The organism is Allobosea spartocytisi (assembly GCF_014764685.1).
GTDB classification, from domain to species: domain Bacteria; phylum Pseudomonadota; class Alphaproteobacteria; order Rhizobiales; family Beijerinckiaceae; genus Allobosea; species Allobosea spartocytisi.
In genome coordinates this window covers 184,651-208,503 of the sequence record NZ_JACXWY010000003.1, presented here as the reverse complement: position 1 = coordinate 208,503, position 23,853 = coordinate 184,651, and the positions used below count along the sequence as shown (strand labels likewise).

Below are 23,853 nucleotides of genomic sequence, written 5' to 3'. Positions count from 1 at the left end.
CCTGCCTACACGGCCGCGCGCAGCGCGTCGATGTCCGCGCCCTGGATCGCGTCGACGTTGCGGCCGATCTTCGCCGCATCCCAGTCCCACCAGCGGATCGTCAGCAGTTCCGCGACGATCTCGGGCGGAAAGCGCATCTTGACGATTGCTGCTGGATTGCCGGCGACGACCGCATAATCGGGCACGTCCTTCGTCACCTGCGCCCGCGTGCCGATGATCGCGCCGTCGCCGATCGTCACGCCCGGCATGAGCACCGCCTCGCGCCCGATCCAGACATCGTTGCCGATCACCATGTCGCCGCGACTGTTGGGGCCGGGACGCTTCAGCGCCGCGGGATCGCCGAGGCCGAACATCTGGAAGGGGAAGGTCGAGAAGCCGCCGAGCGGATGGTTGGCGCCGTTCATGATGAATTGCGCGGCCTGGGCGATCGCCACGAATTTCCCGATGATCAGCCGGTCGCCGATGAAGTCGAAATGGTAGCGCACGCAGCGCGCGACGAAGTGCTCCGGCCCGCGCGAGTCGTCATAATAGCTGTAGTCGCCGACCGCGATCAGCGGATGGTCGACGATCGCTTTCAGGAAGGCCGTGCCCTTCCAGCCGGGAATGGGATGGCGCGTGGTCGGATCGGGCAAAGGCATCGCGCGGGCTCGCCGAAAAAGGCGAAGGGCGGGAAACCCGCCCTTCGCTGTCTCACTTCTTGTTGCCGTTGGCAGGCTTTGGCGGTGCGGGCACGGCGGGTGTGGTCGCCGGCTTCTTGCCGAACATGCCCTTGAGGTTGTCGAATAACTCGATCTTCACCCCGTTCTTGCGCATGATGAAGCCCTGCTGGGTCACCGAGAGCAGGTTGTTCCAGCTCCAGTAGATCACCAGGCCGGCCGGGAACGAGCCGAGCAGGAAGGTGAAGAACACCGGCATCCAGGTGAACATCATCTTCTGCACCGGGTCCGGCGGCTCCGGGTTCATCTTCATCTGGATGAACATCGTGATGCCCATGATGATCGGCCACAGGCCGAGATGCAGCATGGCGGGCGGCGTGAACGGCAGGGCGCCGAACAGGTTGAACAGGTTGGTCGGGTCCGGCGCCGCGAGGTCGTGGATCCAGCCGAAGAACGGCGCGTGCCGCATCTCGATGGTGATGAACAGGATCTTGTAGAGCGCGAAGAACACCGGGATCTGCAGCAGCACCGGCCAGCAGCCGGCGACCGGGTTGATCTTCTGCGTCTTGTAGAGCTCCATCAGAGCCTGCTGCTGCTTCATCTTGTCGTCCGCGTAGCGTTCGCGGATCGCCGTCATCTCCGGCTGCATCGCCTTCATCTTCGCCATCGAGGCGTAGGACTTGTTGGCGAGCGGGAAGAACAGCGTCTTGAGCAGCACCGTGACGATCAGGATCGCCACGCCGAAATTGCCGACATGCTTGTAGATCCAGTCGAGCACGACGAAGAGCGGCTTGGTGAAGAAATAGAACCAGCCCCAGTCGATCAGCAGGTCGAAGCGCTTGATCTGCTGGCTTTCCTCATAGCCGTTGATCGCCGCGACCTCCTTGGCGCCGGCGAAGAGCCGGGACTGCGAGGCGGTCGAGGCGCCGGGGGCGACAGTGACGCCTTCGCCGAGGAAATCGGCCTGATAGGTCCGTTCCGTGCCGGTCTGGACCGAGGAGAAGCGGCCTTCATATTTGCGCTGCTGGTCCGGGATGACGGTCGCGGCCCAGTACTTGTCGGTGATGCCGACCCAGCCGCCGACAGCATCCTTCCAGGTCCGGCCGACGGTGCCGGGCGCCAGCGCCGGCTCCTTGTCGAGCTTGTCGTAGGTCCATTCCTGCAGGCCGTTCTGCTCGCCGAGATAGCCGACGAGGCCCTCATGCAGCACGTAATAGCCGAGCGTGTGCGGCTTGCCCTGCCGGACGACCTGTCCGTAGGGGAAGAGGGTGGCTGCCGCCGAGCCCTTGTTCTCGACCTCGTCGCGGATCGTGAAAATGGCGTTGTCGTCGACGCTGAGGATGCGCTTGAAGGTCAGGCCCTGGCCGTTGTCCCAGGAGAGCGTCACCGGCTTGGCCGGGGTCAGCGTCTGGTTGTCGGCCGTCCAGACGGTCTTGGCATTCGGAACGGTGACAGTGCTGCCGGGCGCCGCGACCCAGCCGAAATCCGAATAATAGGCTTCCGGCCCGCCGGCCGGCGAGAGCAGGACGATGATCGGGCTCTTGGGGTCGACCGTCTCGTGATAGGCCTTGAGCGAGACGTCGTCGATGCGCCCGCCCGCGAGCGAAATCGAACCGGCGATCTTCGGCGTGTCGATCTTGATGCGCGGGCTCGCGGCGAGCGCCTGCTCGCGCGTGCCGGCGATCTGCGTCCCGGCGGCGCCGGGCACGGTGCCAGGAGCGGCCGAGCCGGGGGGCGCTGCGGTCGCGGCGGGATTGGCGGCGCCGGCCGGAGCGGACTGGCTCTGCGTCTGCTGGTTCTGCCGGGCGATCTCCTGCTGCCTGTCCATCTGCGGCTTGGCATAGAAGAACTGCCAGCCAAGCAGAATGACCACGGACAGGACGATCGCGAGAAGCAGATTGCGGTTGTCTTCTTTCATCATGATCGGAAACGGGTCTCGCTCGGGTCCGGCTGGTTCAGGCGGAAGAAACGGAAGACGAAGGCGGCGTGCCGCGCGCAGTGCCTGCACGGCGCCGGTCGGCCTGCGGCTTTTGCGGCCTTGCCCTGTCGATGGCAATAGAAAGATCGGCGACCAGATGCCCGAAATCGGCGCCGAGCACCTCGGCGCGGGCGATAATCACGACATCGCAGGGGCGGTCGGTCTGCGCGGCGAGCGCTTTTGCCGCAGCTGCGCGCAGGCGGCGGCGGATCCGGTTGCGCTTCACGGCATTGCCGGTCTTGCGCGAGGCGGTGAGGCCGAGGCGCAGGCCGCGGGCCGCTTTGCCGTCCCGTCCATCCTCAGCCGCGGCGTCGCGCACCTGCACGGTGAAGACGGACGAACGAAAACGGCGGCCGTGCTCGGCCGCCGCGAGAAATTCCTTGCGTTGCGTCAGACGGGCGAGGCGCATGGCGGTTGGCCAGTCTTCCGGAACGGGCGCGTGATCGTCACGCGCCGCTGTCGTCAGGCCGACAGGCGCTTGCGGCCATGCGCGCGGCGGGCGGCGATGACCTTGCGGCCACCCTTGGTCGCCATGCGGGCGCGATAGCCGTGGCGGCGCTTGCGAACCAGCTTGCTGGGTTGATAGGTTCTCTTCACGGTCCGTCTCCGGGGGCCTTGGTCAGCGCGACGACTGCGGCTTTCCGGGGAAAGCGTGGCCGATCGAGCCTGTCATGCAATAGGGTTCGGCGCCGCCCTGAGGCTGCGCAGGTCGCGGGCTTATGACGGATGGGCGACACCGAGTCAATGCCGAATGATCCGTGAAACGGCTGTCTGCGAAGAAGCTTTGCGGATCATTCAACGCGGTTTGCGCCTCGCGCCCTGCCGGACGCTGAACGCCAGGATCAGGATCGAGCCCGCCGTCAGCACCGCGGCGATCCCGGACGCGGGGCCGTGCAGGCCGAACGCCAGCACGGTGCAGAACGCGACCAGCGCGAGAATGGCGAGCGCGAGCCGCCCGTCATCGACGAACAGCGCGGCAATTTCGCGCAGGATCATGGCGATGGTTTTCATGCCGTCATCTCCACGGAACGCTTGCGAAAGGCCGCGACGAGGGTGAGCGCGCTGGCAAGCAGCAGCGCCGCCAGCGCAGGGATCGCCAGATCGGCGCCGGGCCAGCTCACGCCGAGCCCCTCGCCCGTCCAATAGATGCCGAAGGCCGAGATCATCACGCCGACCGCGAATTTCAGGGTGTTCTCGGGAACGCGGGCGAGCGGCTTGCGCAGGATGAGGCCGAGCGCGAGCACGAGCGCGCAGGCCGCCAGGGCTCCGAGGCTGGCGGGCCAGAGCAGACCCCGGCCGGCGCCGACGGCCAAGACGATGAAGACGACCTCGATGCCTTCGAGCATCACCGCCTTGAAGGCGGTGAGCCCGGCCAGCCAGTTGCGGCGGCTCGCCGTTCCGCTGTCGCCGGCTTGCAAGGCCCCGGTTTCCTTGGCGAAAGCCGCGTCCTCGTCATGGAGCGCGATGAAGCCGGCGGCCCGCAGGATGGCCTTTCTGAGCCAGCGCAGGCCGAACATCATCAGCAGCACGCCGATGACGAGCTGCAGGGCCTGCAGCGGGATCAGCGTCAGGGCCGGGCCGAGCAGCAGCACCAGCAGGGCTAGCGCAACCAGCGCGCAGCCCGTGCCGATCAGCGCCGGCCGCCAGCCGCGCACGGTGCCGACGGCCAGCACGATGGTGAAGGCCTCGACGACCTCGACCAGCGAGGCGAGGAAGGCGGCGGAGAGAGCCGGGGCAGCCATGGTCCAGGTCACGGGAAACCTCGCGTGAACGATCGAGCTTGCAGGCGACAGCGGCAGCTTTTGCTGTCACGATGGCAGCGGCATCAAACGACTTTGATGCTATTGTATTTGTAACAGCGGTAACATTCAAGGAGTTCCATGGCGTCGCTCGAATGGTTGCTGTTGACCTACAAGGTCCCGGCCGAGCCGGCGCGCAAGCGCGTCTCGATCTGGCGCAAGCTCAAGGGGATGGGCGCGGTCTATCTGCAGGGCGGCGTCTGCCTGCTGCCGAAGACGGACGACCATCTGCGGCGGCTCAAGATGCTCGAGAACGAGATCGCCGAGGCCGAGGGCGAGGCGCTGCTGCTGGCGACGGTCGGCCTCGACCAGAAGCAGCAGGAGAAGGTCGTCGCGCGCTTCAACGCCGACCGTGACGACGAGTACAAGGAGTTCATCGAGAAATGCCTCGCCTTCGAGGCCGAGATCGACGACGAGACGCGCAACGCGCATTTCACCTTCGCCGAGCTCGAGGAGAACGAGCAGGAGCTGATGAAATTCCGCAACTGGATCGAGAAGATCCGCAAGCTCGATTTCTACGGCGCCCCCCGTGCCGGGGAGGCGGCCGAGCGCCTTCAACGCTCGGAAGCGATCCTTGACGCCTATGCGCATAACGTCTTCGCGGCGCAGGAGGAAAACCGCCCGCCCGAGGCGGCGAAGCGATCCTGAGGGCGCGGATCTCTCGCCGGCAGGCTTGCGCTTCGCACGGACATCCCCGATATAGCGCCCGGGAGGTTGGCGAGGGACGTCTCACTCGCCAACCGGGTCAGGTCCGGAAGGAAGCAGCCCTAACGAGACCGAACGGGTCTTCGTCCAGCCTCCCACCTCATGCGAGTCGCGTGTAACCGGGCCTTCTGGCCCGCGGCGGCATTGACCCTCGCCTCCCGATTGGCGAAACCAGTTTTCATGACCGACGAGATCGACGCCGCCACCGCAGACGAGCCGGGCTTCGCCGGCTTCGACCCCGCGCCTGTGCCGGCCGTCGCGGCGCCGACGCCCTATCGCGTGCTGGCCCGCAAATACCGCCCGGCCCATTTCGGCGATTTGATCGGCCAGGATGCGATGGTGCGCACCCTGACCAATGCCTTCGCGGCGGGGCGCATTCCGCAGGCCTGGATGCTGACCGGGGTGCGCGGCGTCGGCAAGACCACGACCGCGCGCATCCTCGCCCGCGCCCTCAACTTCCAGACGGCCGATGGCGGCGGCGCGCCGACCACCGATCTGCGCGAGTTCGGCATCCATTGCCGCGACATCATCGAGGGCCGGCACATCGACGTGATGGAGCTCGATGCCGCCTCGAACAACGGCGTCGAGAATGTCCGCCAGCTCATCGAGGGCATCCAGTACGCGCCGGTCTCCGGCCGCTACAAGGTCTACATCATCGACGAAGTCCATATGATGTCGACGGCCGCCTTCAACGCGCTCCTCAAGACGCTGGAGGAGCCGCCGGCCCACGCGAAATTCATCTTCGCGACCACCGAGATCCGCAAGGTGCCGATCACGGTGCTGTCGCGCTGCCAGCGCTTCGATCTGCGCCGTGTCGAATCCGACGTGCTGGTGAACCATCTCTCAGGCATCTGCCGTACCGAGAGCGTCGAGGCCGAGGATGAGGCGCTTGCCGCCGTCGCCCGCGCCGCCGAGGGTTCGGTGCGCGATTCGCTCTCGATCCTCGACCAGGCCATCGCCCATGCGGCGGGCCGGATCACGCTCGACGACATCCGCTCCATGCTCGGCCTCGCCGACCGGGCGCGCGTCATCGATCTGTTCGAGTCGGTGATGAAGGGCGACATCGCCGCTGCGCTCGGCGAATTGCGCGCGCAATACGATGCCGGCGCCGATCCGGTCGTGGTGTTGAACGACCTCGCCGAATTCACCCATCTCGTCACCCGCCTCAAGCTCGTGCCGGACGCCGTGAAGGACGCGACGCTCGCCCAGGCCGAGCGCGTGCGCGGCGGCGACTTCGCCCAGCGTCTCTCGCTGCGCGTGCTCGCCCGCACCTGGCAGATGCTGCTCAAGGGCATTGCCGAGGTGAAGCAGGCCGACCGGCCGGTAATGGCAGCGGAAATGGTGCTGGTGCGCCTCGCCCATGCCGCCGACCTGCCGACGCCGGACGAAGCCTTGAAGATGCTGCGCGACGGCGCGGGCGCCATCCCCGGCGGCAATGGCCAAGGAAACGGCCATGGTGGCGGCGCGCCGCGTCCGCCCTCCGGCGGCGGCAACACCGCGCTGGCCGCACGCCCGATCCTCGCCAGCGCCAATCCGGCGCCTGTCGCCGCACCGCGCGCCGTGGCGGCCCCGCAGGCGATCGTCGCCTCGATCGAGGATGTGGTGGCGCTGGCCTCCCAGCATCGCGAGATCACCCTGAAGATCGCGCTCGAGCGCGATATCCGCCCGGTGCGCTTCGAACCCGGTCGCATCGAGTTCTCGCTGGTCGAGGGCGCCTCGCGCACGCTGGCGCAGGATCTCTCGCGCAAGCTCAAGGAATGGACCGGCCAGACCTGGATGGTCGCGGTCGTCAACGCCGAGGGCGGCGCGACGATGCGCGAGCAGGCCATCGCCGCCAAGGATCAGCGCGAGAGCGATGCCGCCGCGCATCCCTCCGTCAAGGCGGTGCTGGAGCGCTTTCCCGGCGCGCGCATCGTCGATGTCCGCGATCCGCGCGCCGTCGAGGCGGCCGAGAATTCCGCAGCGCCGGCCGGCGACGAATACCTGCCCGATGCCGAACCGCTCTTCGACGATGCCGAGCCGGATTTCGACGGCATCGACTTCTGATCACGATCGTTTGCAGTTTCCCGAGGAGGATTTCCGATGCGCGACATGATGGGTCTGATGAAGCAGGCTCAGCAGATGCAGCAGAAGATGGCCGACATGCAGGCCGAGCTCGAGACCATCGAGGTCGAGGGCGCGGCCGGTGGCGGCATGGTCACGGTGACGATGACGGCCAAGGGCGCGCTCAGGAGCGTGAAGATTGACCCCAGCCTGATGGTGCCGGACGAGCGCGAGATCCTGGAGGACCTCATCGTCGCGGCAGCCGGCGATGCCCGCGGCCGCGCCGAGCGCGTCATGCAGGAGCGCATGGCCGAGGTCACCAAGGGCCTGCCGATCCCGCCGGGCATGAAGCTGTTCTGATTTCATATCCGCACGGGTCATCCCGGCCGAAGCGAAACGCAGAGCCGGGATCCATGCCTGAACCGTTCCGGCATGAATCCCGGGTCTCCCTGCGGTCGCCCGGGATGACGCCTCCCTTCTTCTGAGAAGCAGCATGTCCCGCGCCATTGCCGGTCCCGAGATCGAAAGGCTGATCCAGCTTCTGGCCAAGCTGCCGGGGCTCGGGCCGCGCTCGGCCCGGCGCGCGGCGCTGCATCTGGTCAAGAAGCGCGAGCAATTGCTCGGCCCGCTCTCCGAGGCGATGGCGGTGGCGCGCGAACGCATCGTCGTCTGCTCGACCTGCGGCAATGTCGATACCAGGGACCCTTGCGGGCTCTGCAGCGATCCGCGCCGCGACGACAGCCTGATCGTCGTCGTCGCCGATATCTCGGATCTCTGGGCGCTGGAGCGTTCGGGCGCGGTCTCCGGCCGCTATCATGTGCTGGGCGGCGTGCTTTCGGCGCTCGATGGCGTCCGGCCGGAGCATCTCTCGCTCGACGCCCTGGTGGCGCGGGCCTCCGATCCGGCGGTGAAGGAGGTCATCCTCGCGCTCAACGCGACGGTCGACGGCCAGACCACGGCGCATTTCATCACCGATCTCATGGCGCATCTGCCGGTCAAGGTGACGAAGCTCGCCCATGGCGTGCCGGTCGGCGGCGAGCTCGACTATCTCGACGACGGCACATTGGCCGCCGCCATCCGCCAGCGCACGGGGTTTTGAGCAGATCCGCACCACATGTCATTCCGGATCGGCGCTGCTTCGCCACTTGTCCGGAATGACGTGTTGGGGACGCTCAGAACTTGTAGGCGATGCTGGCGCGGGCGCTGTGCGTGGTCAGTTCCTGCTCGCCGCTCAGGCCGGGGATGGCGCCCGAGGTCGCGAAGCGGTTCTTGCCGAAATCGGTGTAGCGGTATTCGGCGCCGAGGATCAGGTTGTCGGTGAAGGCGAAGTTCACGCCGGCGCCCACATTCCAGCCGGTCCGCGTGCTGCTCAGCCGCTCCCCGAAGCCAGCCGGGTCGAAGACGCGGCGTTCGAATTCGCTGAAGGAGGCGCCGCCGGTGGCGTAGATCATCAGCCGGTCGAAGGCATAGCCGATACGGGCCCGCGCCGAGCCCTGCCAGTTCTGGTCGATGCGCGCGGCGATGCTGATTCCGTCGAAGCGGCTGCGGCTGTTGAGCGCCTCGATGTCGCCCTCGATGCCGAGCACGACGCTGCCGAACTGGTAGTTGAAGCCGGCATGGGCGCCGCCGAAGGCGGAATCATCGTCGGCCCGGAAGCTCGTCGGCGCGAAGGGGCCGACGGACCCGCCGATGCGGACGCGGTTGCTGCCCCAAGAATAGCCGCCCTGCAGGCCGGCATAGAGGCCGGTCCAGGAATAGAAGGCCGGCAGCTCCGGCGCCGGCGGCAGCGCGACGCCGCGGAGATCGGCCGCGCCGGCCGCTCCCGAGAGCAGGATCGCGAGGCTCGTCAGGCCGGCTTTGAGCAGCTTCGTCATCGGGCTTCCGTTGAATCGCAAGCGCCGGCCCATCGAGGGCGGCGCCGGCCGATAACGAAGCATTAAGGTTAACAATCGGCTAAGGCGGCCTTCTCGCCCGCCCTTCAGGGAACAATTGCGGGCCGGGCCTGTTGCCCGCAAGCTGGGCCCGGAGCATTTTCGGCGAAGCGGACGCCGGTTCGCGTGAAGACGATGCGGCAGGACAGAAGACTCTTCGTAACGGAGACCGGACCCCGAGATGGCTTTCCTGAAGCGGATCACCGGCGCGGCGGGCATCGGCGTCGCGCTCGGCTATCTCTCGGGGGTCGTCTCCAGCCGTCGCGTCCGCCGCAGGCGGGAGGCGGCGCGCGGCCGGCTGGCGCGGACGCCGCTGCAGATGACCTGGCTCGGCTGGAAGGATGTGCTGCTGCGCTTCGTCGGCAATGTCGGCGACAACCGGCTGACCTCGCTGGCCGGCGCCGTCGCCTTCTTCACCCTGCTCTCGCTGGTGCCGGCGCTCTCGCTGCTGGTCACGATCTATCGCTATTTCACCGACCCGGCGACGATCGCCGGCCAGCTCGACGCGATCACGGCCATGTTTCCGCAAGCCGCGCGCGAGCTCATTCACGAGCAGGCGATGCGGCTGTCGGGCCAGTCGGGCTTCTCGCTCTCGCTGACCTTCGTGATCAGCTTTCTGGTCGCGACCTGGTCGGCGAATGCGGCGGTGAAGGCGATCTTCGACGCGCTCAACATCATCTATCGCGAGCAGGAGAAGCGCAGCTTCCTCAAGCTCAACGCCGTCTCGCTTTTCACCACGGTGAGCGGCATCGTCCTGCTCGCCTCGGTGCTGGTCATCATCGCGAGCTTGCCGGTGGTCACCGCGCTCTTCCCGTTCCATTCCGAGCTGGAGCGGCTGATCCGGCTGGTGCGCTGGCCTATCTTCCTCGTCGTCGCGATTCTCTCGATCGCTTGCCTGTACTGGATCGGTCCAAGCCGCGAGCGCATGCGCTTCGTCTGGGTGATGCCGGGCGCCGTCGCTGCCGCGCTGCTCTGGGCCGCGGCCTCCTATGCCTTCTCCTGGTATGTCAGCACGCTCGGCAACTACACGGCGGCCTATGGCTCGCTCGCGACCGTCGTCGTCTTCATGACCTGGCTCTGGCTCTCGGCGACGATCGTGCTGGCCGGCGCCGAGCTCAACGCCGAGCTGGAACACCAGACCGCACATGACACCACCGCAGGTCGGGCGAAGCCGCTCGGCGAGCGCGGCGCGACGATGGCCGACCGGGTCGGCCCGCCACGGGCCGGCTGAGGGATGCTCGATCCGGAAACGACCCGCCATGAGGATCTGCGCAGTGGCACCGGCCCCTGGCGCCCGGCCTTGCAGCGCCCGCAGGGGCGCCCGCTCGGGCGTGACATGCGCTGCGACGTCGCCATCGTCGGTGCCGGCATCACCGGCGCCTTCCTCGCCGAGCATCTCACCGCGATCGGGCTCGATGTCGTGGTGATCGATCGGGAGCGCGGAGGGTTCGGCAGCACGGCGGCGTCGACGGCGATGCTGCAATGGGAAATCGATCTGTCCCTGCGCGAGCTCGCCGCGCTCTATGGCTTCGAGCGGGCGGCCGAGATCTATCAGCTGAGCTTCAGGGCCGTCGCGGGACTGGGGGCCCTCGTCGAGAAGCTGGCCCTGCCCTGCAGCTTCGCCCGGCGCGATTCGATCTATCTGGCGGCAGGCAATGTCGGGCCGCGCGAGCTGCGCGATGAAGCCACTCTGCGCGAGAGGGCCGGGTTGCCGGGCAGCTTCGTCGAGCATGCGGCGCTGCTGAACGCGTTCGGCTTCGACCGCGCCGCCGCGATCGTATCGCCCGGTTCGGCCGAGGCCGACCCGCTTTGCCTCTGCCATGGTCTGCTCGCGGCGGCGGCGCGGGCCGGTGCGCGCATGATCCGCGACGAGGCCGTTGCTTACGACGATGCCGGCCGGTCGGTGGCGATCTCGCTCTCCGGCGGCGTCACCGTGGAGGCCGGCCATGTCGTGCTCGCGACGGGTTACGTCATGCCCGATTGCGTGAACGACGATCTGCACAGCACCGCCTCGAGCTGGGCGATCGCAACGGTTCCGCAGTCGCCGCAGGCGCTCTGGCCGGGGCCGGCTCTCGTCTGGGAGGCTTCGGAAGATTATTCCTACTGCCGCACGACCCTGGAGGGACGCATCGTCTTCGGTGGAGAGGATGAGGACTTCGCCGATCCGGACCGCCGCGAAAAGCTCGGCCCGGCCAAGACCGAGGCCCTTCGCGCCCGCCTTCATGCCTTGCTGCCGCAGGCGCGGCTCGATGTGGACTTTGCCTGGTCCGGCGCCTTCGGGCAGACGGCGGACGGCTTGCCGCTGATCGGGCGCGTGCCCGGCCGGCCACGCCTGTTCGCCGCCTATGGCTATGGCGGCAACGGCATCACCTTCAGCTTCCTCGCTTCGAGGCTGCTCGGCGGATTGCTGCGCGGCGGGGAGGAACGCTGGTTTCGCCATTTTGCCATCGATCGCCCGCGCCCGGCCTGAGATCCGCATTCTCACCGGTCTCGTCATTGCGATGGTGCAATCCCGCATTTGCCGACCGGAATGGCGACAAATGCGCCGCGAAGGACCATCTTCCCTGGAAGCGTGGCCTGGCCGCGCAAGGAAGGACAACGACATGCTCGCAGTTCAGGACAAGGCGGGAGCGGCCACGCGGCTCGAAGCTCACGACGCACCCTATCACATCGGCGCGGTGACCTTGCGGGCCCGCGATCTGCCGAAGCTCACGGCTTATTATCGCGATGCCATCGGGCTGAAGCTCCTGCGGGACGCTCCCGGCCTCGCCGAACTCGGCGCTGGCGAAGCCGTTCTGGTCCGCCTCATCGAAGGCGCCGCGCAGCCGACCTCCGCCGCCGGGCTCTTCCATCTCGCGATCCTGCTGCCGTCGCGGCGCGATCTCGCCAACTGGCTGCGCCATGCCGCCACGACCGGCATCCGGCTCGAAGGCGCCTCCGACCATCTCGTCAGCGAAGCGCTCTATCTCTCCGACCCGGAAGGCAACGGCATCGAGATCTATCGCGACCGCCAGCGCCAGGAATGGCCGCGCAAGCCGGATGGCGGCATCGCCATGGCGACCGAGCGGCTCGATCTCGACCGCTTGCTGGCCGAGGCGGCAACCGGCGCCTATGCCGGCATGCCGGAGGGGACGGGCATGGGGCACATCCATCTGCGCGTCGGCGACACGGCCGCCGCCGAGGCGTTCTATCACGGCCTGCTCGGCTTCGATGTGATGGTGCATTATCCGGGCGCGAGCTTCCTCGCCAGCGGCGGCTACCACCATCACATCGCCGGCAATATCTGGGGCAGCCGTGGCGCCGGCCTTCGCGGCGCCGGCGAGGCCGGGCTCGACCGTTTCGAGATCGTGGCGCGCGACACGGCCGATTTCGCGGCCATGCGGGAGCGCATCATCGCGGCCGGTGGCGAAGAGGCTGACGGGGTGCCGTCCATCGCCGACCCCTGGGGCAATCGGCTCGTGCTGACGCGCTGAGCCGGCTCAGCGCGTCAGGAGATGCGAGCGGCGCGTGCCGCCGTTATCGGGCGTGAAGCCGTTCGCTTCCCAGAAGGCCGCGGCGCGTGGATCGGCCGCCCGCAGCGAAAGCCGCGGCGCCAGCTCCAGCCCCTGCTGGATCAGGGCCGTGGCGAGCACCCGGCCGACGCCGGCCGCGCGATGCAGCGGCCGGACATAGACATGCCGCACCCGCAGCAGATCGGGCGCCGGGTCGTAAGGGTCCGGCGTCACCGCGCCGATGCCGGCGAGCTCTCCCTCGCGGTAAGCCGCGAAGGCCGCGAAGCGGTCGTCATCGCTGCCATACTGTCCCGACAGCCACTCCGCGCGCAGCCCCTCGATGAAAGCGAAGCTCTCGGCGCTCGCCTCGCTGCGCAGCGCCTCGAACTCGTCCGGCAGGCTTTCCGCCAGCCGGACGATATGGACGCTGCCTTCGCTCACAGACCCTCGAACAGGGCGCTGGAGATGTAGCGCTCGGCGAAGGAGGGGATGATCACGACGATGGTCTTGCCGGCATTCTCCGGCCGCGCCCCGACTTCAAGCGCCGCCGCGACCGCCGCACCCGACGAGATGCCGGCCGGGATGCCCTCGCTCTTGGCGAGCGCGCGGGCCGTCTCGAAGGCCGTCTGGTTGCCGACGGTGACGACCTCGTCGATCACGGCGCGGTCGAGCACGCCGGGCACGAAGCCGGCGCCGATGCCCTGGATCTTGTGCGGACCGGGCTGGCCGCCGGAGAGGACAGGCGAATCCTCGGGCTCGACCGCGACCATCTTCACGCCCGGCTTGCGCGCCTTGAGCACCTGGCCGACGCCGGTGATGGTGCCGCCGGTGCCGACGCCGGAAATGACGATGTCGACCTGGCCGTTCGTGTCGTTCCAGATCTCCTCGGCCGTCGTCTTGCGGTGGATCTCGGGGTTGTGCGGGTTCTCGAATTGCTGCGGGATGATCGAGCCCGGAATCTCGCTCTTCAGCTCCTCGGCCTTGGCGACGGCGCCGCGCATGCCGCCGGGGCCGGGCGTCAGGACGAGCTCGGCGCCGAGCAAGGCGAGCATCTTGCGCCGCTCCAGCGACATCGTCTCGGGCATGACGAGGATGAGCCGATAACCGCGCGCGGCGGCGACGAAGGCGAGCGCGATGCCGGTATTGCCGGAGGTCGGCTCGATCAGCGTGCCGCCGGGCTTGAGCGCGCCGGAGGCTTCCAGCGCATCGATCATGTTGACGCCGATGCGGTCCTTCACGCTCGAGATCGGGTTGAAGAATTCGAGCTTGGCCAGGATCGTCGCCTTGACGCCACGCTCGGCCGGAAGCCGGTTCAGCTTGACGAGCGGCGTGTCGCCGATGGTGTCGGTGATCGAGTTGTAGATCCGGCCGCGACCGGGGGCCTTGGCGGGGGGCGTCGAGGATTTCTGCGCTGCTTCAGCCATGGGAGACTCCTTGGGTCGGGCCGTTTTGGGATCGGGCCGTTTGGCCGGTGAAGCTAACGTAATTCACACGTTCTGTCGAAGAAAGAGATAAATCACATCTTTATATTGTGAAATCGGGGTGGGACCTGCCATCCGCAGCCGCCGCCCGGTCCAAAGCGCGCCGGCAGAACTCTTCCACAGTGACCTCCTCCAGTGACGACAGGAAGGCGGCTGAGGCGGCCTCGACCTGGGGCGCGATCACATCGTCGATCAGGGCCGAATGCGGCATCGGGCCGAGCGCATCCTCGCCATCGTCCTCCATCGCGGCGCGCACGATGTCACCGGCCGTGATCCTGCGGCGCTCGCGTGCCAGCTCGTAGCCGCCGCGCGGGCCGCGCACGCCTTTGAGGATTCCGGCACGCACCAGCGCCTGCAGCAGCGTCTCGAGATGGCGTGGCGGCAAGGCGTGCCGCGCGGCGAGCAGCTTCGCCGCCACCGGCGAGGGCCGCGCATGCAGTGCGATGTCGACCACCGCGGCGATGGCGAGAAGGCTGCGGCGGGAGAGGAGCATCATGACCGGCCTCCCGGAGCCTCGCCGCCGGCGATGCCCGTCGAGCCGAAGCCGCCGCCCCCTCTTTTCGTGGAAGCCGAGAAGGCTTCGACGACTTTGAAGGTCGGCCGCAGGATGGGCAGGAAGACGAGCTGCGCGATTCTGTCGCCGGGGGTTATTCGAAGCGGCGCGCTCCCCGGCGGCGTTCTCAGCCAGGCGCTGATGAAGATCTGGTTCTGGTAATCCGCGTCGATCGTCCCGACGCTTTGGCCGAGGATGAGGCCCTTCTTGTGGCCCAGCCCAGACCTCGCGAGCAGGAAGGCGGCGACGTTGGGGTCGTTCATCTGGATCGCGATGCCCGAGGGGATCAGGACTGCGTCGGCTTGCGGCTGAAGATCGAGCGGTTCGTCGATGCAGGCGAAAAGGTCGATGCCGGCCGACATGTCCGTTTGATATGTCGGGAGGCCCCAATCGAAGATCCGGTCGTCGAGGACCATCATTTCGAAGCGGGGGCTGTCGTGCAGTGTGCTCAAGATGACCCCTCGCGTCGCGGACGCCCCGTTCTAGGCCGCATGCAGGGCGCTGTTCAACTCCCATTCCGGCCGCTGCTTCAGCTCCCGACATGCCTGCGCCCGACCCATCTGCAGGCCGGGGAATGGGGCCGCTGCGGAGGCGCCTTGACGGGGCTGCCCTGAATCGGGCTCGTGCCCGAACGAGGAGAGGGGACCGGCCGTGCGCGGCCCGGCCCCGGCGTTCCTCGGGGAGGATATCGATCGATGAAGCGCATCGAAGCGTTGGAAGCGACCATCGGCTCGCCGCGGGACTGGCTGGGGCAGGTTCTGATCCCCGGCTGGATCGAGCGGGCCCTGCAGCCGGGCCGCCCGGGCTTCGTCGAGCATTTCGATCCGGCGCAGGCCAGGCACGATGCCGGTGTGGTCAGGACGACGCTGGTCACGGCCCGGCTGACCTATGTGTTCAGCCATGCGCATCTGCTCGACCCTTCCGGTCCGGCGCTCGCCGCAGCGCAGCACGGCTTTGCGTTCCTGCGCGATCGCTGCCGCGACGGGCAGGGCCGGTTCCGCCATGTCGTCGGCGAGGACGGCACGCCGGTCGACGCCCGCACCGATCTCTACGACCTGGCTTTCGTCCTCTTCGCCATGGCCTGGTTTCATCGGGCGACGCGGGACGGGCAGGCGCTCGCCATCGCAGACGAGGTCATCGGCTTCATCGAGCGGGAGATGTCGCATCCGGAGGGCGGCTTCGCCGAGGACACGCTCGGCACGCTGCCCCGCCGACAGAACCCGCATATGCATCTGCTCGAAGCCTTCCACGCGCTTGCCGAGGCCACGGGCGAGAAGCGCTGGCTCGATCGTGCCGGCGATATCGTCCGGCTGGCGCGCGAGCGCATGGTCGACACCGAGACCGGCTCGCTGGGCGAATATTTCACGCAGGACTGGCAACCGGTCCCCGGCGCCGCCGGCGCCTTGCGCGAGCCGGGGCATCATTTCGAATGGACCTGGCTGCTGCTGCATCACTGGCGGCTCACCGGGGATGTGGCGGCGCGCGACCTCGCGGACAGGCTCTACGCCTTCGCCATCCGTCACGGCCTGGATGATGGCGTCGCGGGGCCCGTCGCGGCCTTCGACGGTGTCGACCGGACCGGAAAGCTCGTTGCGCCGACGAAGCTGCTCTGGCCGCAGACCGAGGCGATCAAGGCGTTTCTGGCCCGGATCGAATTGCTCGGCGATGACGACGCGGCCCGGCGCCTCGAACCCCATCTCGACGGTCTGTTCCGCACTTTCGTCGCGCCCGATACGGGGCTCTGGCTCAATCAGGTCACAAGAAGCGGGGCGCCCGCACAGATCGTGATCCCGGTGCGCGTGCTGTATCATCTCGTGCTGGCCCTGGCGGAATGGGACCGTGTGGGCCGCGGAGCTGCGCCGGGTTGACCGGCGCTATGCCCTCGCATCGACGGGCTGGCGGATGAAATGGCCGGGAGCGACCTCCACCAGCGCCGTTGGGACCGCCTGCCAGTCGAGCTTGCGGATCGGGCTCGGCAATTCGTCGATCGCGAGTTCACGGCGTAGCGCGCGGCGGCGCGGATCGGGAACGGGGACTGCCGCCAGCAGCTTGCGCGTATAAGGGTGGCGCGGGTCGGAGAACACCGCCTTGCGCGGGCCGATCTCGACGATCTCTCCGAGATACATCACCGCGACACGATGGCTGACGCGTTCGACCACGGCCATGTCGTGCGAGATGAAGAGATAGGCGAGGCCGAGTTCTGCCTGCAGGTCGAGCATCAGGTTCAGCACCTGTGCCTTCACCGAGACGTCGAGCGCCGAGACCGCCTCGTCCGCCACCACGAGCTTGGGCGAAAGCGCGAGCGCACGCGCGATCGCGATGCGCTGGCGCTGGCCGCCGGAGAATTCATGCGGAAAGCGCACATGCATCTCGGGGGCGAGCCCGACCTTGCGCAGGAGTTCGGCGACGCGCTCGCGGGCTTCGTTTCCCTTGGCGAGCCCGTGCACCAGGATCGGCTCGGCCAAGGCGCTGCCGACGCTCTTGCGTGGATTGAGGCTGGCGAAAGGATCCTGGAAGATCATCTGCATCTCGCGGCGGACATCGCGCAATTCGCTTTTGCCGAGCCCGGTGACGTCGCGCCCGCCGAAGCGGACGGTGCCGAATGAGGGCTCGACCAGCCGCAGGATCGATCGCCCCGTCGTCGACTTGCCGCAGCCGGACTCGCCGACCAGCGCCAGTGTCTCGCCGCGCCGCAGGCTGAAGGAGACGTCTTCGACTGCATGGACTTGGCCACGCAAGCGGCCGAGCAGGCCGCCGCGGATGCCGAAGCGGGTCGTCAGCCCGGAGACTTCGAGCAAGGGCGGTTCGTCGGCCGCGACCGTGTCGGGCTGCTCGACCGGCTTGCCCTCGACCTTGCCGTTATCGGGGTCGATGCGCGGAAAGCGCAGCGGACGGCCATGGCCGGTCATGTCGCCGAGCTTGGGCACCGCCGCGAGCAGCGCCTTGGTGTAGCCGTGGACAGGCGTGTGGAAGACCTGTGAGGCCGGCGCGTCTTCCAGCTTCTTGCCCTTCCACATCACCACGACGCGGTCGGCGATCTCGGCGACGACGCCCATGTCATGGGTGATGAAGAGGACGGACATACCCTCCTCGTCCTGCAGCGTCTTGATCAGCTCCAGGATCTGCGCCTGGATCGTCACGTCGAGCGCGGTCGTCGGCTCGTCGGCGATCAGGAGCTTGGGCTTGCAGGCGAGCGCGGTCGCGATCATCACGCGCTGCCGCATGCCGCCGGAGAGCTGGTGCGGATGATTGTCGAAACGGCTCTTCGCCGAGGGGATGCGCACCTTGTCGAGCATGCGCAGCGCCTCGGCCTTGGCCGCGCCGGCATCGAAGCCGCGATGGTAGCGCAGCGCCTCGGCGATCTGGAAGCCGACGGTCAGCACCGGGTTCAGGCTCGTCATCGGTTCCTGGAAGATCATCGCGACGTCGTTGCCGCGGACCTTGCGCATCTCCTCCTCGCTGAGCGCGAGCAGGTCGCGGCCCTCCAGCGCGACGCGGCCCTGGATGCGGCCATTGGCCGATGAGACCAGCCGCATCACCGAGAGCGCGGTCACGCTCTTGCCCGAACCGGATTCGCCGACGATGGCGACGGTCTCGCCGGGCGCCACGTCGAAGCTCAGGTCCTCGACGGCCCAGCGCCATTCCCCGCCGACGCGGAAGGCGGTCTGGAGGTTCTCGACGGAGAGGACGGGGCCGCTCATCGCTCGCCCTTCAGCTTCGGGTCGATGGCATCGCGCAGGCCGTCGCCGAGGACATTGAGCGCGAACACGACAACGAGGATCGCGAGCGAGGGCGCCAGCACCAGCCAGTAGCTGTCGAGGATGTTCTCGAAGCCCTCGCGGATCATGCCGCCCCAGGTCGCGATCGGCGGCTTCACGCCGAGGCCGATGAAGGCGAGCGAGGCTTCCGTGCGGATGGCGTTGGCGAGCCAGAGCGAGGCCATCACCAGGATTTCCGGGAAGATGTTCGGCAGGATATGGCCGGCCATGATCCGCGCGTCGGAGAAGGCCAGCGCCCGGCCGGCGCCGATATAGTCGCGCTCCTTGACCGTGATGGTAGGCGCGCGGGCGATGCGGGCGAAGGAGGGGATCGAGGTCAGCGCGATCGCGATGGTGATGTTCTCCATCGAGGGGCCGAGCATCGCCACGAGGATCAGGCCCAGGATCAGCGACGGGAAGGCGAGGAGGATGTCCATCGCCTGCATCACCACCACGTCGAAGCGCCCGCCATAATAGCCGGCGAGCAAACCGATCAGCGATCCCACGACCATCGCGATGACGGTCGAGGCGATGCCGATCACCAGCGAAATCCGGGCGCCGTAGAGCAGCCGCGAGAGGATGTCGCGGCCGAAATAATCGGTGCCGAGATAGAAATCGTCATGCGGCGGCTGGAGCCGCGACAGGATGTTCTGCTCCAGCGGATCGTGGGGAGCGATGACGGGCGCCAGCACGGCCGCGAGGATCACGGCGACGACGATGGCGAGCCCGACCCAGGAGGTCTTGTTGGCATTGAAGGCGCCGATCGTCGCCTTCAGCCAGCGCAGGCGCGGCGGGGCGACGGGGGCGGCATCATGGACGGAGGTGCTCATGACAGCTTCACCCGGGGGTCGACGAGGGCGTAGGTGATGTCGGTCGCGATGTTCACGAGCACGACGATCAGCGTGTAGATCACCATCATGCCCTGCAGCATGGTGTAGTCGCGCTGGTTCAGCGCACCGACGATCAGCTTGCCGAGGCCCGGCCGGTTGAAGACGATCTCGGTCAGCACCGAATTGCCGATCAGTATGCCGAGATAGAGGCCGACGATCGTGATGATCGGAATCAGCGCGTTGCGCAGCGCATGCCGCCAGACCACGACGCGCCAGGGCACGCCCTTGGCGCGGGCGCTGCGGACATAGTCCTCCTGCATCACCTCCAGCATGGCCGAGCGGGCGACGCGGGTGATGTAGGCCGCCATGATCAATCCGAGATTGAGCGCCGGCAGCGCCATCGACTGGAACCAGGCTGAGGCCGAGCCGCTGCCGGCCGAGATCACCGGGAACCAGCGCAGCATGATCGCGAAGACGATCAGCAGGATGATCGCCGAGACGAAGGGCGGGAAGGAGAGGCCGAGCAGCGAGGCGATGCGGGTGACATAGTCCGGCATGCGGTTGCGGTTGACGGCCGCCCAGACGCCGAGCGGCACGCCGATGACGATGCCGATCGCCAGCGAGACGATGGTGAGTTCGATCGTCCAGGGCAGGACGGCGAGTACCTCCTGGATTACCGGCCGCCCGGTGACGAGCGAGACGCCCCAGTCGCCGCGCACGGCGCCCCCGAGGAAGCTCAGGTATTGCTCGCTCATCGAGGCATCGAGGCCGAGCCGCGTGCGCATCGCGGCGATCGCGGCTGCGTCGGCCTGGTCGCCGAGGATCACCTGGGCGGGGTCGCCGGGGACGATGCGCACGACGACGAAGACCAGCGAGAGCACGGCCCAGAGCGTGACGATGGCGAAGCCGAGGCGTTTGACGAGGAAGGCGCTCATGATGCCGCCCTGTTCGAGGGGAAGCGGCCGCAATGGCCGCCTAGGTCGGGCCGTCATGCTCGGGCTTGACCCGAACATCTCTCGACGAGTTTCCGAGATACATCCGGCACGAGATTCTCGGGGCAAGCCCGAGAATGACGCGCGGAATGGGCGACCTCACTTCGTGAAGCGCGTCGTCTCCAGCACCGGCGGGCCGAGATTGAGCGAGGCCTTGAGCTTGTAGCCGAGGTCGAGGCTATCCTTGTAGGCCCAGAGCTGCATCATCTCGTTGACCGGTATGGCGCAGACATCGGCGATGATCTTCTCCTGCGCCGTCTTCCACAAAGCGAGCTGCTTGACCTTGTCGGTCTCGGAGCGCGCCGCGTCGATCTCGGCATCGGCGACCTTGCAATGCGAGAAATTGGTCACCGCCGTCGGCGTCTTCACGATCGCCCGCGAATGGAAGAACTGCGAGAGATAGACATCCGCCACCGGGAAGCGCGCCGCCTGGAAATGCACGACCTGCGAGAGGTCCTGCCTGATCTGCTGGTGGAAGGTCGCGTGCTCCACCGGCTGGATCTCCAGGGTGATGTTGGCGCGCTTCAGCAGCGCCTGCACCGCTTCGGTGAAGCTCAGCATCGAGGGGAGGGTGGTGTTGATCGCCTTGATGGTGACGCCGTTCGGGAAGCCGGCCTCCGCCAGCAAAGCCTTGGACTTGGCGAGGTCGAAGGGCAGGAGCGGGGCCTTCTCGTCCGTGCCGAGATAGCCTGACGGCACGACGGAGACGGCCGGGCGCGAGATGTTCTTGCCGCGGAACTGCCAGATCGCGTTGCGGTCGATGGCATAGGCGATGGCCTGCCGGACCTTGATGTTGTCGAGCGGCGGCTGGCTCATGTTGAGATGCAGCACCGACATCTCGGCCGGGCCCATCGCGACGACCTTGACGCCGGGCAGTGCCGTCATGCGGTCAACCCAGGCCTGCTCCTGCCGCCCCAGCATCATGTCGAGCTCGCCGGACTGGAAGGCGAGATCGCGCGAGGAATCCGAAGGGATGAAGCGGTAGAGGATTTCGGTCAGCTTCGGCTTGCCGCGGAAATAGTTCGGGTTGGCGACGAGCTTGGCGTATTGCTGCGGCACATATTCCTGGAACATGAACGGGCCGGTGCCGACCGGCTTCTTGGCGAAACCCTCTTTGCCCAGCTCCTCGGCGGCCTTCTTACAGACCATGTTGCCGCCATGGTAGTTCATGACGATGCCGAGCAGGCTCGGGATCGGCTCCTTCAGCGCGATCTTGACGGTGTACTTGTCGGGAGCTTCGATCGACTGCACCGCGCTGTAGTCCGACGAGAAGGCGGAGCTGTCCTTGGAGGAAGCGCGCTTCAGCGAATAGACCGCGTCCTCCGCAGTGAACTCGCCATAGCCGTGGTGGCACTGCACGCCCTGGCGCAGCTTGAAGGTCCATTCCTTGCCGTCGGCGGAGGACGTCCAGCTCTCGGCGAGGTCGGGCTCCATGAATTCGGGCGAAAGCTCGCCGGGCTTGATGCGAACGAGCCCGTTGAACATCCATTGCAGCATCGCCTTGCCGGGCGTCCCGGAGTTCAGATGCGGGTCGAGCACGCCAGCATCCGAGCTCTGCATGCCGACGGTGAGCACGGTCTTCTGCGCCAGGGCCGGACTGGCCATCAGCGCGCCGGCCAACACGGCGGCGAGGATCGAAACGGGTCTCTTCATGGTTTTCCCCTGCTTTTGTCGTTGATTTTCGGTGATTTCGATCTGGAATTGGCCTTTCCGCGCCTGCGCCCGTCCCGTCGAGCGCCTGGCCTTAAAGCGTGTCCTCCAGCCTGCAATTGACGAGCAATTCCGCAACGGCGGCATTGTTGGGCAGGGCCAGCACGGTGGCAACCAGTTCGGCGAGATCGGCCGGCTGGGTCATCGCCTCCGGCGGCAGCGCCGTGCTCGCTGCCGTCATGTCGGTGCGCACGAAGGAGGGGCAGAGCGCGGTTGCCCGCACGCCCTTGTCCCAGGCGATGCGCCGCGCCGCATGGTTGAGCGCGGTCATCGCATGCTTGGTCATGTTGTAGGCGACATGGTCGTTGCGCACGCGCTTGCCCGAGAGCGAGGCGACATTGACGATGCGGCCGATGCCGCTGGCCTCGAGATGCGGCAGCGCGCAATGGATCAGGTTGAGCGGCCCCTTGCAGTTCGCCGCCCAGATCGCGTCGAGCGCGGCCTCATCCGGCGTTCGTAAGGTCATGGCGCTATGCATGCCGGCATTGTTGACGAGCCCGTCGATCCTGCCGAAGCGGGCCGCCGCGGCATCGACCCAGGCGCGATGGCTCGCCCAGTCGCCGGCATCGTAACGAGCGACATGGACCCGCGACGGGTCCCAATCGGCGCTCATCGTCTTCAAAGAGTTCAGATCGCGCCCGCCGAGGCTCAGACTGTAGCCTTGTGCGTGCAGCAACTCGGCGACGGCGCGACCGATGCCGCGATTGGCCCCGGAAATCAGGATGACGCGTCCCTCGGGAGCAAGCATGGCGGGCGATGTCCTATCCGTGCAGGGAGAGTTCGGCGGTGCTGTTCCGGCCGTTCGCGAAACGGTTCAGCCGGAAGGGAGAGAGATCGAAGCGCGGTTGGCGCGACAAGGCGAGGTCGGCCAGGATCTCGCCGGTGACGGGGCCGATGCCGAAGCCATGCCCGGAAAACCCTGCGGCGACGACGAGCCCGTCGATGCCCGTTTCGCCGTCGATCGCCGGCAGGGCGTCGGGCGTGAGGTCGATCAGCCCGCCCCAGAGCCGGGCGATGCCGGCCTCCGCCAGCGTGGGCAGGATTTGCGTCGTGCGCGCGATCAGCGCTGCGATATCGCGGCTGCGCGGAGCGAGCGAGGCCTCGGTCCAGCTCGTGGGATCATGCGGCCAATCGCCGATGCCGGTGGTGACGCGCAGGCGCCCGTCGATCTCCTGCCGCCCGGCTGCATCGGCATTGGCGACGCCGAAGACCGGCGCGAGCAGCGGCGGCAGCGGCACGCTCTGCATGACGCAGACCAGCCTGATGGTCAGCGGCAGGGAGAGGCCGAGCGGCGCCAGCAGTTCGGGCGCATGGATGCCCGTGGCCAGGATGACGCGACCGGCGGCGATGGTCTCGCGATCTTGCGTTTCGACGCCGGTGACGCGGTCGCCTTCGCGGATCAGCGCCCGGATCGGCACGCCTTCGCGGATGATCGCGCCATGCCGGCGGGCGGCCTCGGCATAGGCACGCACGGCCGGAACCGGATCGGCATGGCCATCGCCGGGGCAGAAGGAGGCTGCGAGGATGTCCGGTCCGATCGCGGGAGCCTTGTCCCGCACGGAGGCGTTGTCGGGCAGGTATTCGATGGTCAGGCCGAGCTTGCTCTGCTGCGCGACCAGCTCGCGGATGACCGTCACTTCCGCTTCGGTCCGCGCCAGCCGCAGATTGCCGTGGCGGCGGTAGCCGGTCGGCGCGCCGAGCTCCGCGTCGAGCCCGCCCCAGCGTTCGACTGCGGCCTTCGCCAGCGGCAGCTCGGCGGGATCGCGGCCGGATTGACGCACGCCGCCGAGCGTCCAGCTCGACGCCATCGCCGCGAGATTGCGCGCTTCCAGCAGCGTCACGGAATGGCCGGCCCGCGCGATCTCGTAGGCGGCCGAAACGCCGCTGATCCCGCCTCCGACGATGACGACATCCGGCATGGCCGCG

Annotated in this window: 25 protein-coding genes and 1 other RNA gene; 9 read left to right on the top strand and 17 right to left on the bottom strand. The window is 67.6% G+C overall.

The genetic code is table 11. The annotated features are described in order from the left end of the window. Window positions 1-5: 5 nt before the first annotated feature. From IED13_RS06365 to IED13_RS06340, 6 genes are all read right to left on the bottom strand, one after another. Entirely contained in the window at window positions 6-638 is a 633-nt protein-coding gene (locus IED13_RS06365) for a CatB-related O-acetyltransferase (protein WP_112762507.1), read from the bottom strand. A 52-nt stretch (window positions 639-690) separates the two neighbouring features. After that, entirely contained in the window at window positions 691-2,574 is a 1,884-nt protein-coding gene (gene yidC, locus IED13_RS06360) for a membrane protein insertase YidC (RefSeq protein ID WP_191123816.1), read from the bottom strand. A 37-nt stretch (window positions 2,575-2,611) separates the two neighbouring features. After that, window positions 2,612-3,043, bottom strand: coding sequence for a ribonuclease P protein component (gene rnpA, locus IED13_RS06355; RefSeq protein ID WP_038364781.1), 432 nt, complete (start codon window positions 3,041-3,043; stop codon window positions 2,612-2,614). A gap of 53 nt (window positions 3,044-3,096) precedes the next feature. Continuing rightward, complete coding sequence (gene rpmH, locus IED13_RS06350; RefSeq protein ID WP_038364779.1) at window positions 3,097-3,231, bottom strand: 50S ribosomal protein L34; 135 nt, start codon at window positions 3,229-3,231, stop codon at window positions 3,097-3,099. A gap of 198 nt (window positions 3,232-3,429) precedes the next feature. Continuing rightward, window positions 3,430-3,645 (bottom strand): hypothetical protein, encoded by a 216-nt coding sequence (locus IED13_RS06345; RefSeq protein WP_191123710.1) that lies wholly within the window; start codon window positions 3,643-3,645, stop codon window positions 3,430-3,432. Then, the gene (locus tag IED13_RS06340; RefSeq protein ID WP_191123815.1) at window positions 3,642-4,376 is read right to left on the bottom strand and encodes a COG4280 domain-containing protein; all 735 of its coding nucleotides are present in this window, start codon (window positions 4,374-4,376) and stop codon (window positions 3,642-3,644) included. Before IED13_RS06340 ends, IED13_RS06345 begins: the two co-directional genes overlap by 4 nt. A gap of 138 nt (window positions 4,377-4,514) precedes the next feature. On the opposite strand from IED13_RS06340, the gene IED13_RS06335 reads away from it, so the two are divergent. The 5 genes from IED13_RS06335 (at window position 4,515) to recR (ending at window position 8,280) form a co-directional block, all read left to right on the top strand. Beyond that, window positions 4,515-5,081: a Chromate resistance protein ChrB gene (locus IED13_RS06335; protein ID WP_038364773.1), complete on the top strand. Its 567-nt coding sequence runs from the start codon at window positions 4,515-4,517 to the stop codon at window positions 5,079-5,081. A 60-nt stretch (window positions 5,082-5,141) separates the two neighbouring features. Continuing rightward, an RNA gene (gene ffs / locus IED13_RS06330) (signal recognition particle sRNA small type) lies at window positions 5,142-5,238 on the top strand. Between the two features lie 80 nt (window positions 5,239-5,318). After that, complete coding sequence (locus IED13_RS06325) at window positions 5,319-7,184, top strand: DNA polymerase III subunit gamma/tau (RefSeq protein ID WP_191123709.1); 1,866 nt, start codon at window positions 5,319-5,321, stop codon at window positions 7,182-7,184. Window positions 7,185-7,220: 36 nt separating this feature from the next. Continuing rightward, complete coding sequence (locus IED13_RS06320) at window positions 7,221-7,541, top strand: YbaB/EbfC family nucleoid-associated protein (RefSeq protein WP_038364769.1); 321 nt, start codon at window positions 7,221-7,223, stop codon at window positions 7,539-7,541. A 133-nt stretch (window positions 7,542-7,674) separates the two neighbouring features. Continuing rightward, entirely contained in the window at window positions 7,675-8,280 is a 606-nt protein-coding gene (recR, locus tag IED13_RS06315; protein WP_038364767.1) for a recombination mediator RecR, read from the top strand. A 73-nt stretch (window positions 8,281-8,353) separates the two neighbouring features. Here recR and IED13_RS06310 read toward each other — a convergent pair whose 3' ends face one another. Next, window positions 8,354-9,055 (bottom strand): outer membrane protein, encoded by a 702-nt coding sequence (locus tag IED13_RS06310; protein ID WP_191123708.1) that lies wholly within the window; start codon window positions 9,053-9,055, stop codon window positions 8,354-8,356. A 238-nt stretch (window positions 9,056-9,293) separates the two neighbouring features. On the opposite strand from IED13_RS06310, the gene IED13_RS06305 reads away from it, so the two are divergent. The 3 genes from IED13_RS06305 to IED13_RS06295 all read left to right on the top strand — a co-directional run bounded on the left by IED13_RS06305 (window position 9,294) and on the right by IED13_RS06295 (window position 12,585). After that, entirely contained in the window at window positions 9,294-10,343 is a 1,050-nt protein-coding gene (locus tag IED13_RS06305) for a YihY/virulence factor BrkB family protein (RefSeq protein ID WP_038364765.1), read from the top strand. A gap of 3 nt (window positions 10,344-10,346) precedes the next feature. Next, window positions 10,347-11,582: an NAD(P)/FAD-dependent oxidoreductase gene (locus IED13_RS06300; protein ID WP_191123707.1), complete on the top strand. Its 1,236-nt coding sequence runs from the start codon at window positions 10,347-10,349 to the stop codon at window positions 11,580-11,582. A 133-nt stretch (window positions 11,583-11,715) separates the two neighbouring features. Beyond that, a complete protein-coding gene (locus tag IED13_RS06295; RefSeq protein WP_191123706.1) occupies window positions 11,716-12,585 on the top strand; it encodes a VOC family protein in 870 nt (289 codons plus the stop codon). Between the two features lie 6 nt (window positions 12,586-12,591). Here IED13_RS06295 and IED13_RS06290 read toward each other — a convergent pair whose 3' ends face one another. From IED13_RS06290 to dut, 4 genes are all read right to left on the bottom strand, one after another. Continuing rightward, a complete protein-coding gene (locus tag IED13_RS06290) occupies window positions 12,592-13,044 on the bottom strand; it encodes a GNAT family N-acetyltransferase (protein WP_191123705.1) in 453 nt (150 codons plus the stop codon). Next, window positions 13,041-14,027: a cysteine synthase A gene (gene cysK / locus IED13_RS06285; RefSeq protein WP_038364757.1), complete on the bottom strand. Its 987-nt coding sequence runs from the start codon at window positions 14,025-14,027 to the stop codon at window positions 13,041-13,043. Before cysK ends, IED13_RS06290 begins: the two co-directional genes overlap by 4 nt. Before the next feature lie 100 nt (window positions 14,028-14,127). Next, entirely contained in the window at window positions 14,128-14,580 is a 453-nt protein-coding gene (locus IED13_RS06280; RefSeq protein ID WP_038364754.1) for an RrF2 family transcriptional regulator, read from the bottom strand. Further along, the gene (gene dut / locus IED13_RS06275; RefSeq protein ID WP_248312475.1) at window positions 14,577-15,089 is read right to left on the bottom strand and encodes a dUTP diphosphatase; all 513 of its coding nucleotides are present in this window, start codon (window positions 15,087-15,089) and stop codon (window positions 14,577-14,579) included. Before dut ends, IED13_RS06280 begins: the two co-directional genes overlap by 4 nt. 243 nt (window positions 15,090-15,332) lie before the next feature. On the opposite strand from dut, the gene IED13_RS06270 reads away from it, so the two are divergent. Beyond that, the gene (locus IED13_RS06270) at window positions 15,333-16,505 is read left to right on the top strand and encodes an AGE family epimerase/isomerase (protein ID WP_191123704.1); all 1,173 of its coding nucleotides are present in this window, start codon (window positions 15,333-15,335) and stop codon (window positions 16,503-16,505) included. Window positions 16,506-16,511: 6 nt separating this feature from the next. Here IED13_RS06270 and IED13_RS06265 read toward each other — a convergent pair whose 3' ends face one another. From IED13_RS06265 to IED13_RS06240, 6 genes are all read right to left on the bottom strand, one after another. After that, a complete protein-coding gene (locus IED13_RS06265; RefSeq protein WP_191123703.1) occupies window positions 16,512-18,338 on the bottom strand; it encodes an ABC transporter ATP-binding protein in 1,827 nt (608 codons plus the stop codon). Further along, complete coding sequence (locus IED13_RS06260) at window positions 18,335-19,225, bottom strand: ABC transporter permease (RefSeq protein ID WP_112762517.1); 891 nt, start codon at window positions 19,223-19,225, stop codon at window positions 18,335-18,337. The genes IED13_RS06265 and IED13_RS06260 overlap by 4 nt, the downstream gene beginning before the upstream one ends. Next, window positions 19,222-20,160 carry an ABC transporter permease gene (locus IED13_RS06255; protein WP_142022366.1) on the bottom strand — a complete coding sequence of 313 codons (939 nt, stop codon included), beginning with the start codon at window positions 20,158-20,160 and terminating at the stop codon, window positions 19,222-19,224. The genes IED13_RS06260 and IED13_RS06255 overlap by 4 nt, the downstream gene beginning before the upstream one ends. Window positions 20,161-20,316: 156 nt before the next feature. Further along, window positions 20,317-21,870 (bottom strand): ABC transporter substrate-binding protein, encoded by a 1,554-nt coding sequence (locus tag IED13_RS06250; protein ID WP_191123702.1) that lies wholly within the window; start codon window positions 21,868-21,870, stop codon window positions 20,317-20,319. A gap of 91 nt (window positions 21,871-21,961) precedes the next feature. Next, a complete protein-coding gene (locus IED13_RS06245; RefSeq protein ID WP_191123701.1) occupies window positions 21,962-22,675 on the bottom strand; it encodes an SDR family NAD(P)-dependent oxidoreductase in 714 nt (237 codons plus the stop codon). A 13-nt stretch (window positions 22,676-22,688) separates the two neighbouring features. Beyond that, window positions 22,689-23,846: an NAD(P)/FAD-dependent oxidoreductase gene (locus IED13_RS06240; protein WP_191123700.1), complete on the bottom strand. Its 1,158-nt coding sequence runs from the start codon at window positions 23,844-23,846 to the stop codon at window positions 22,689-22,691. Window positions 23,847-23,853: the final 7 nt, after the last annotated feature.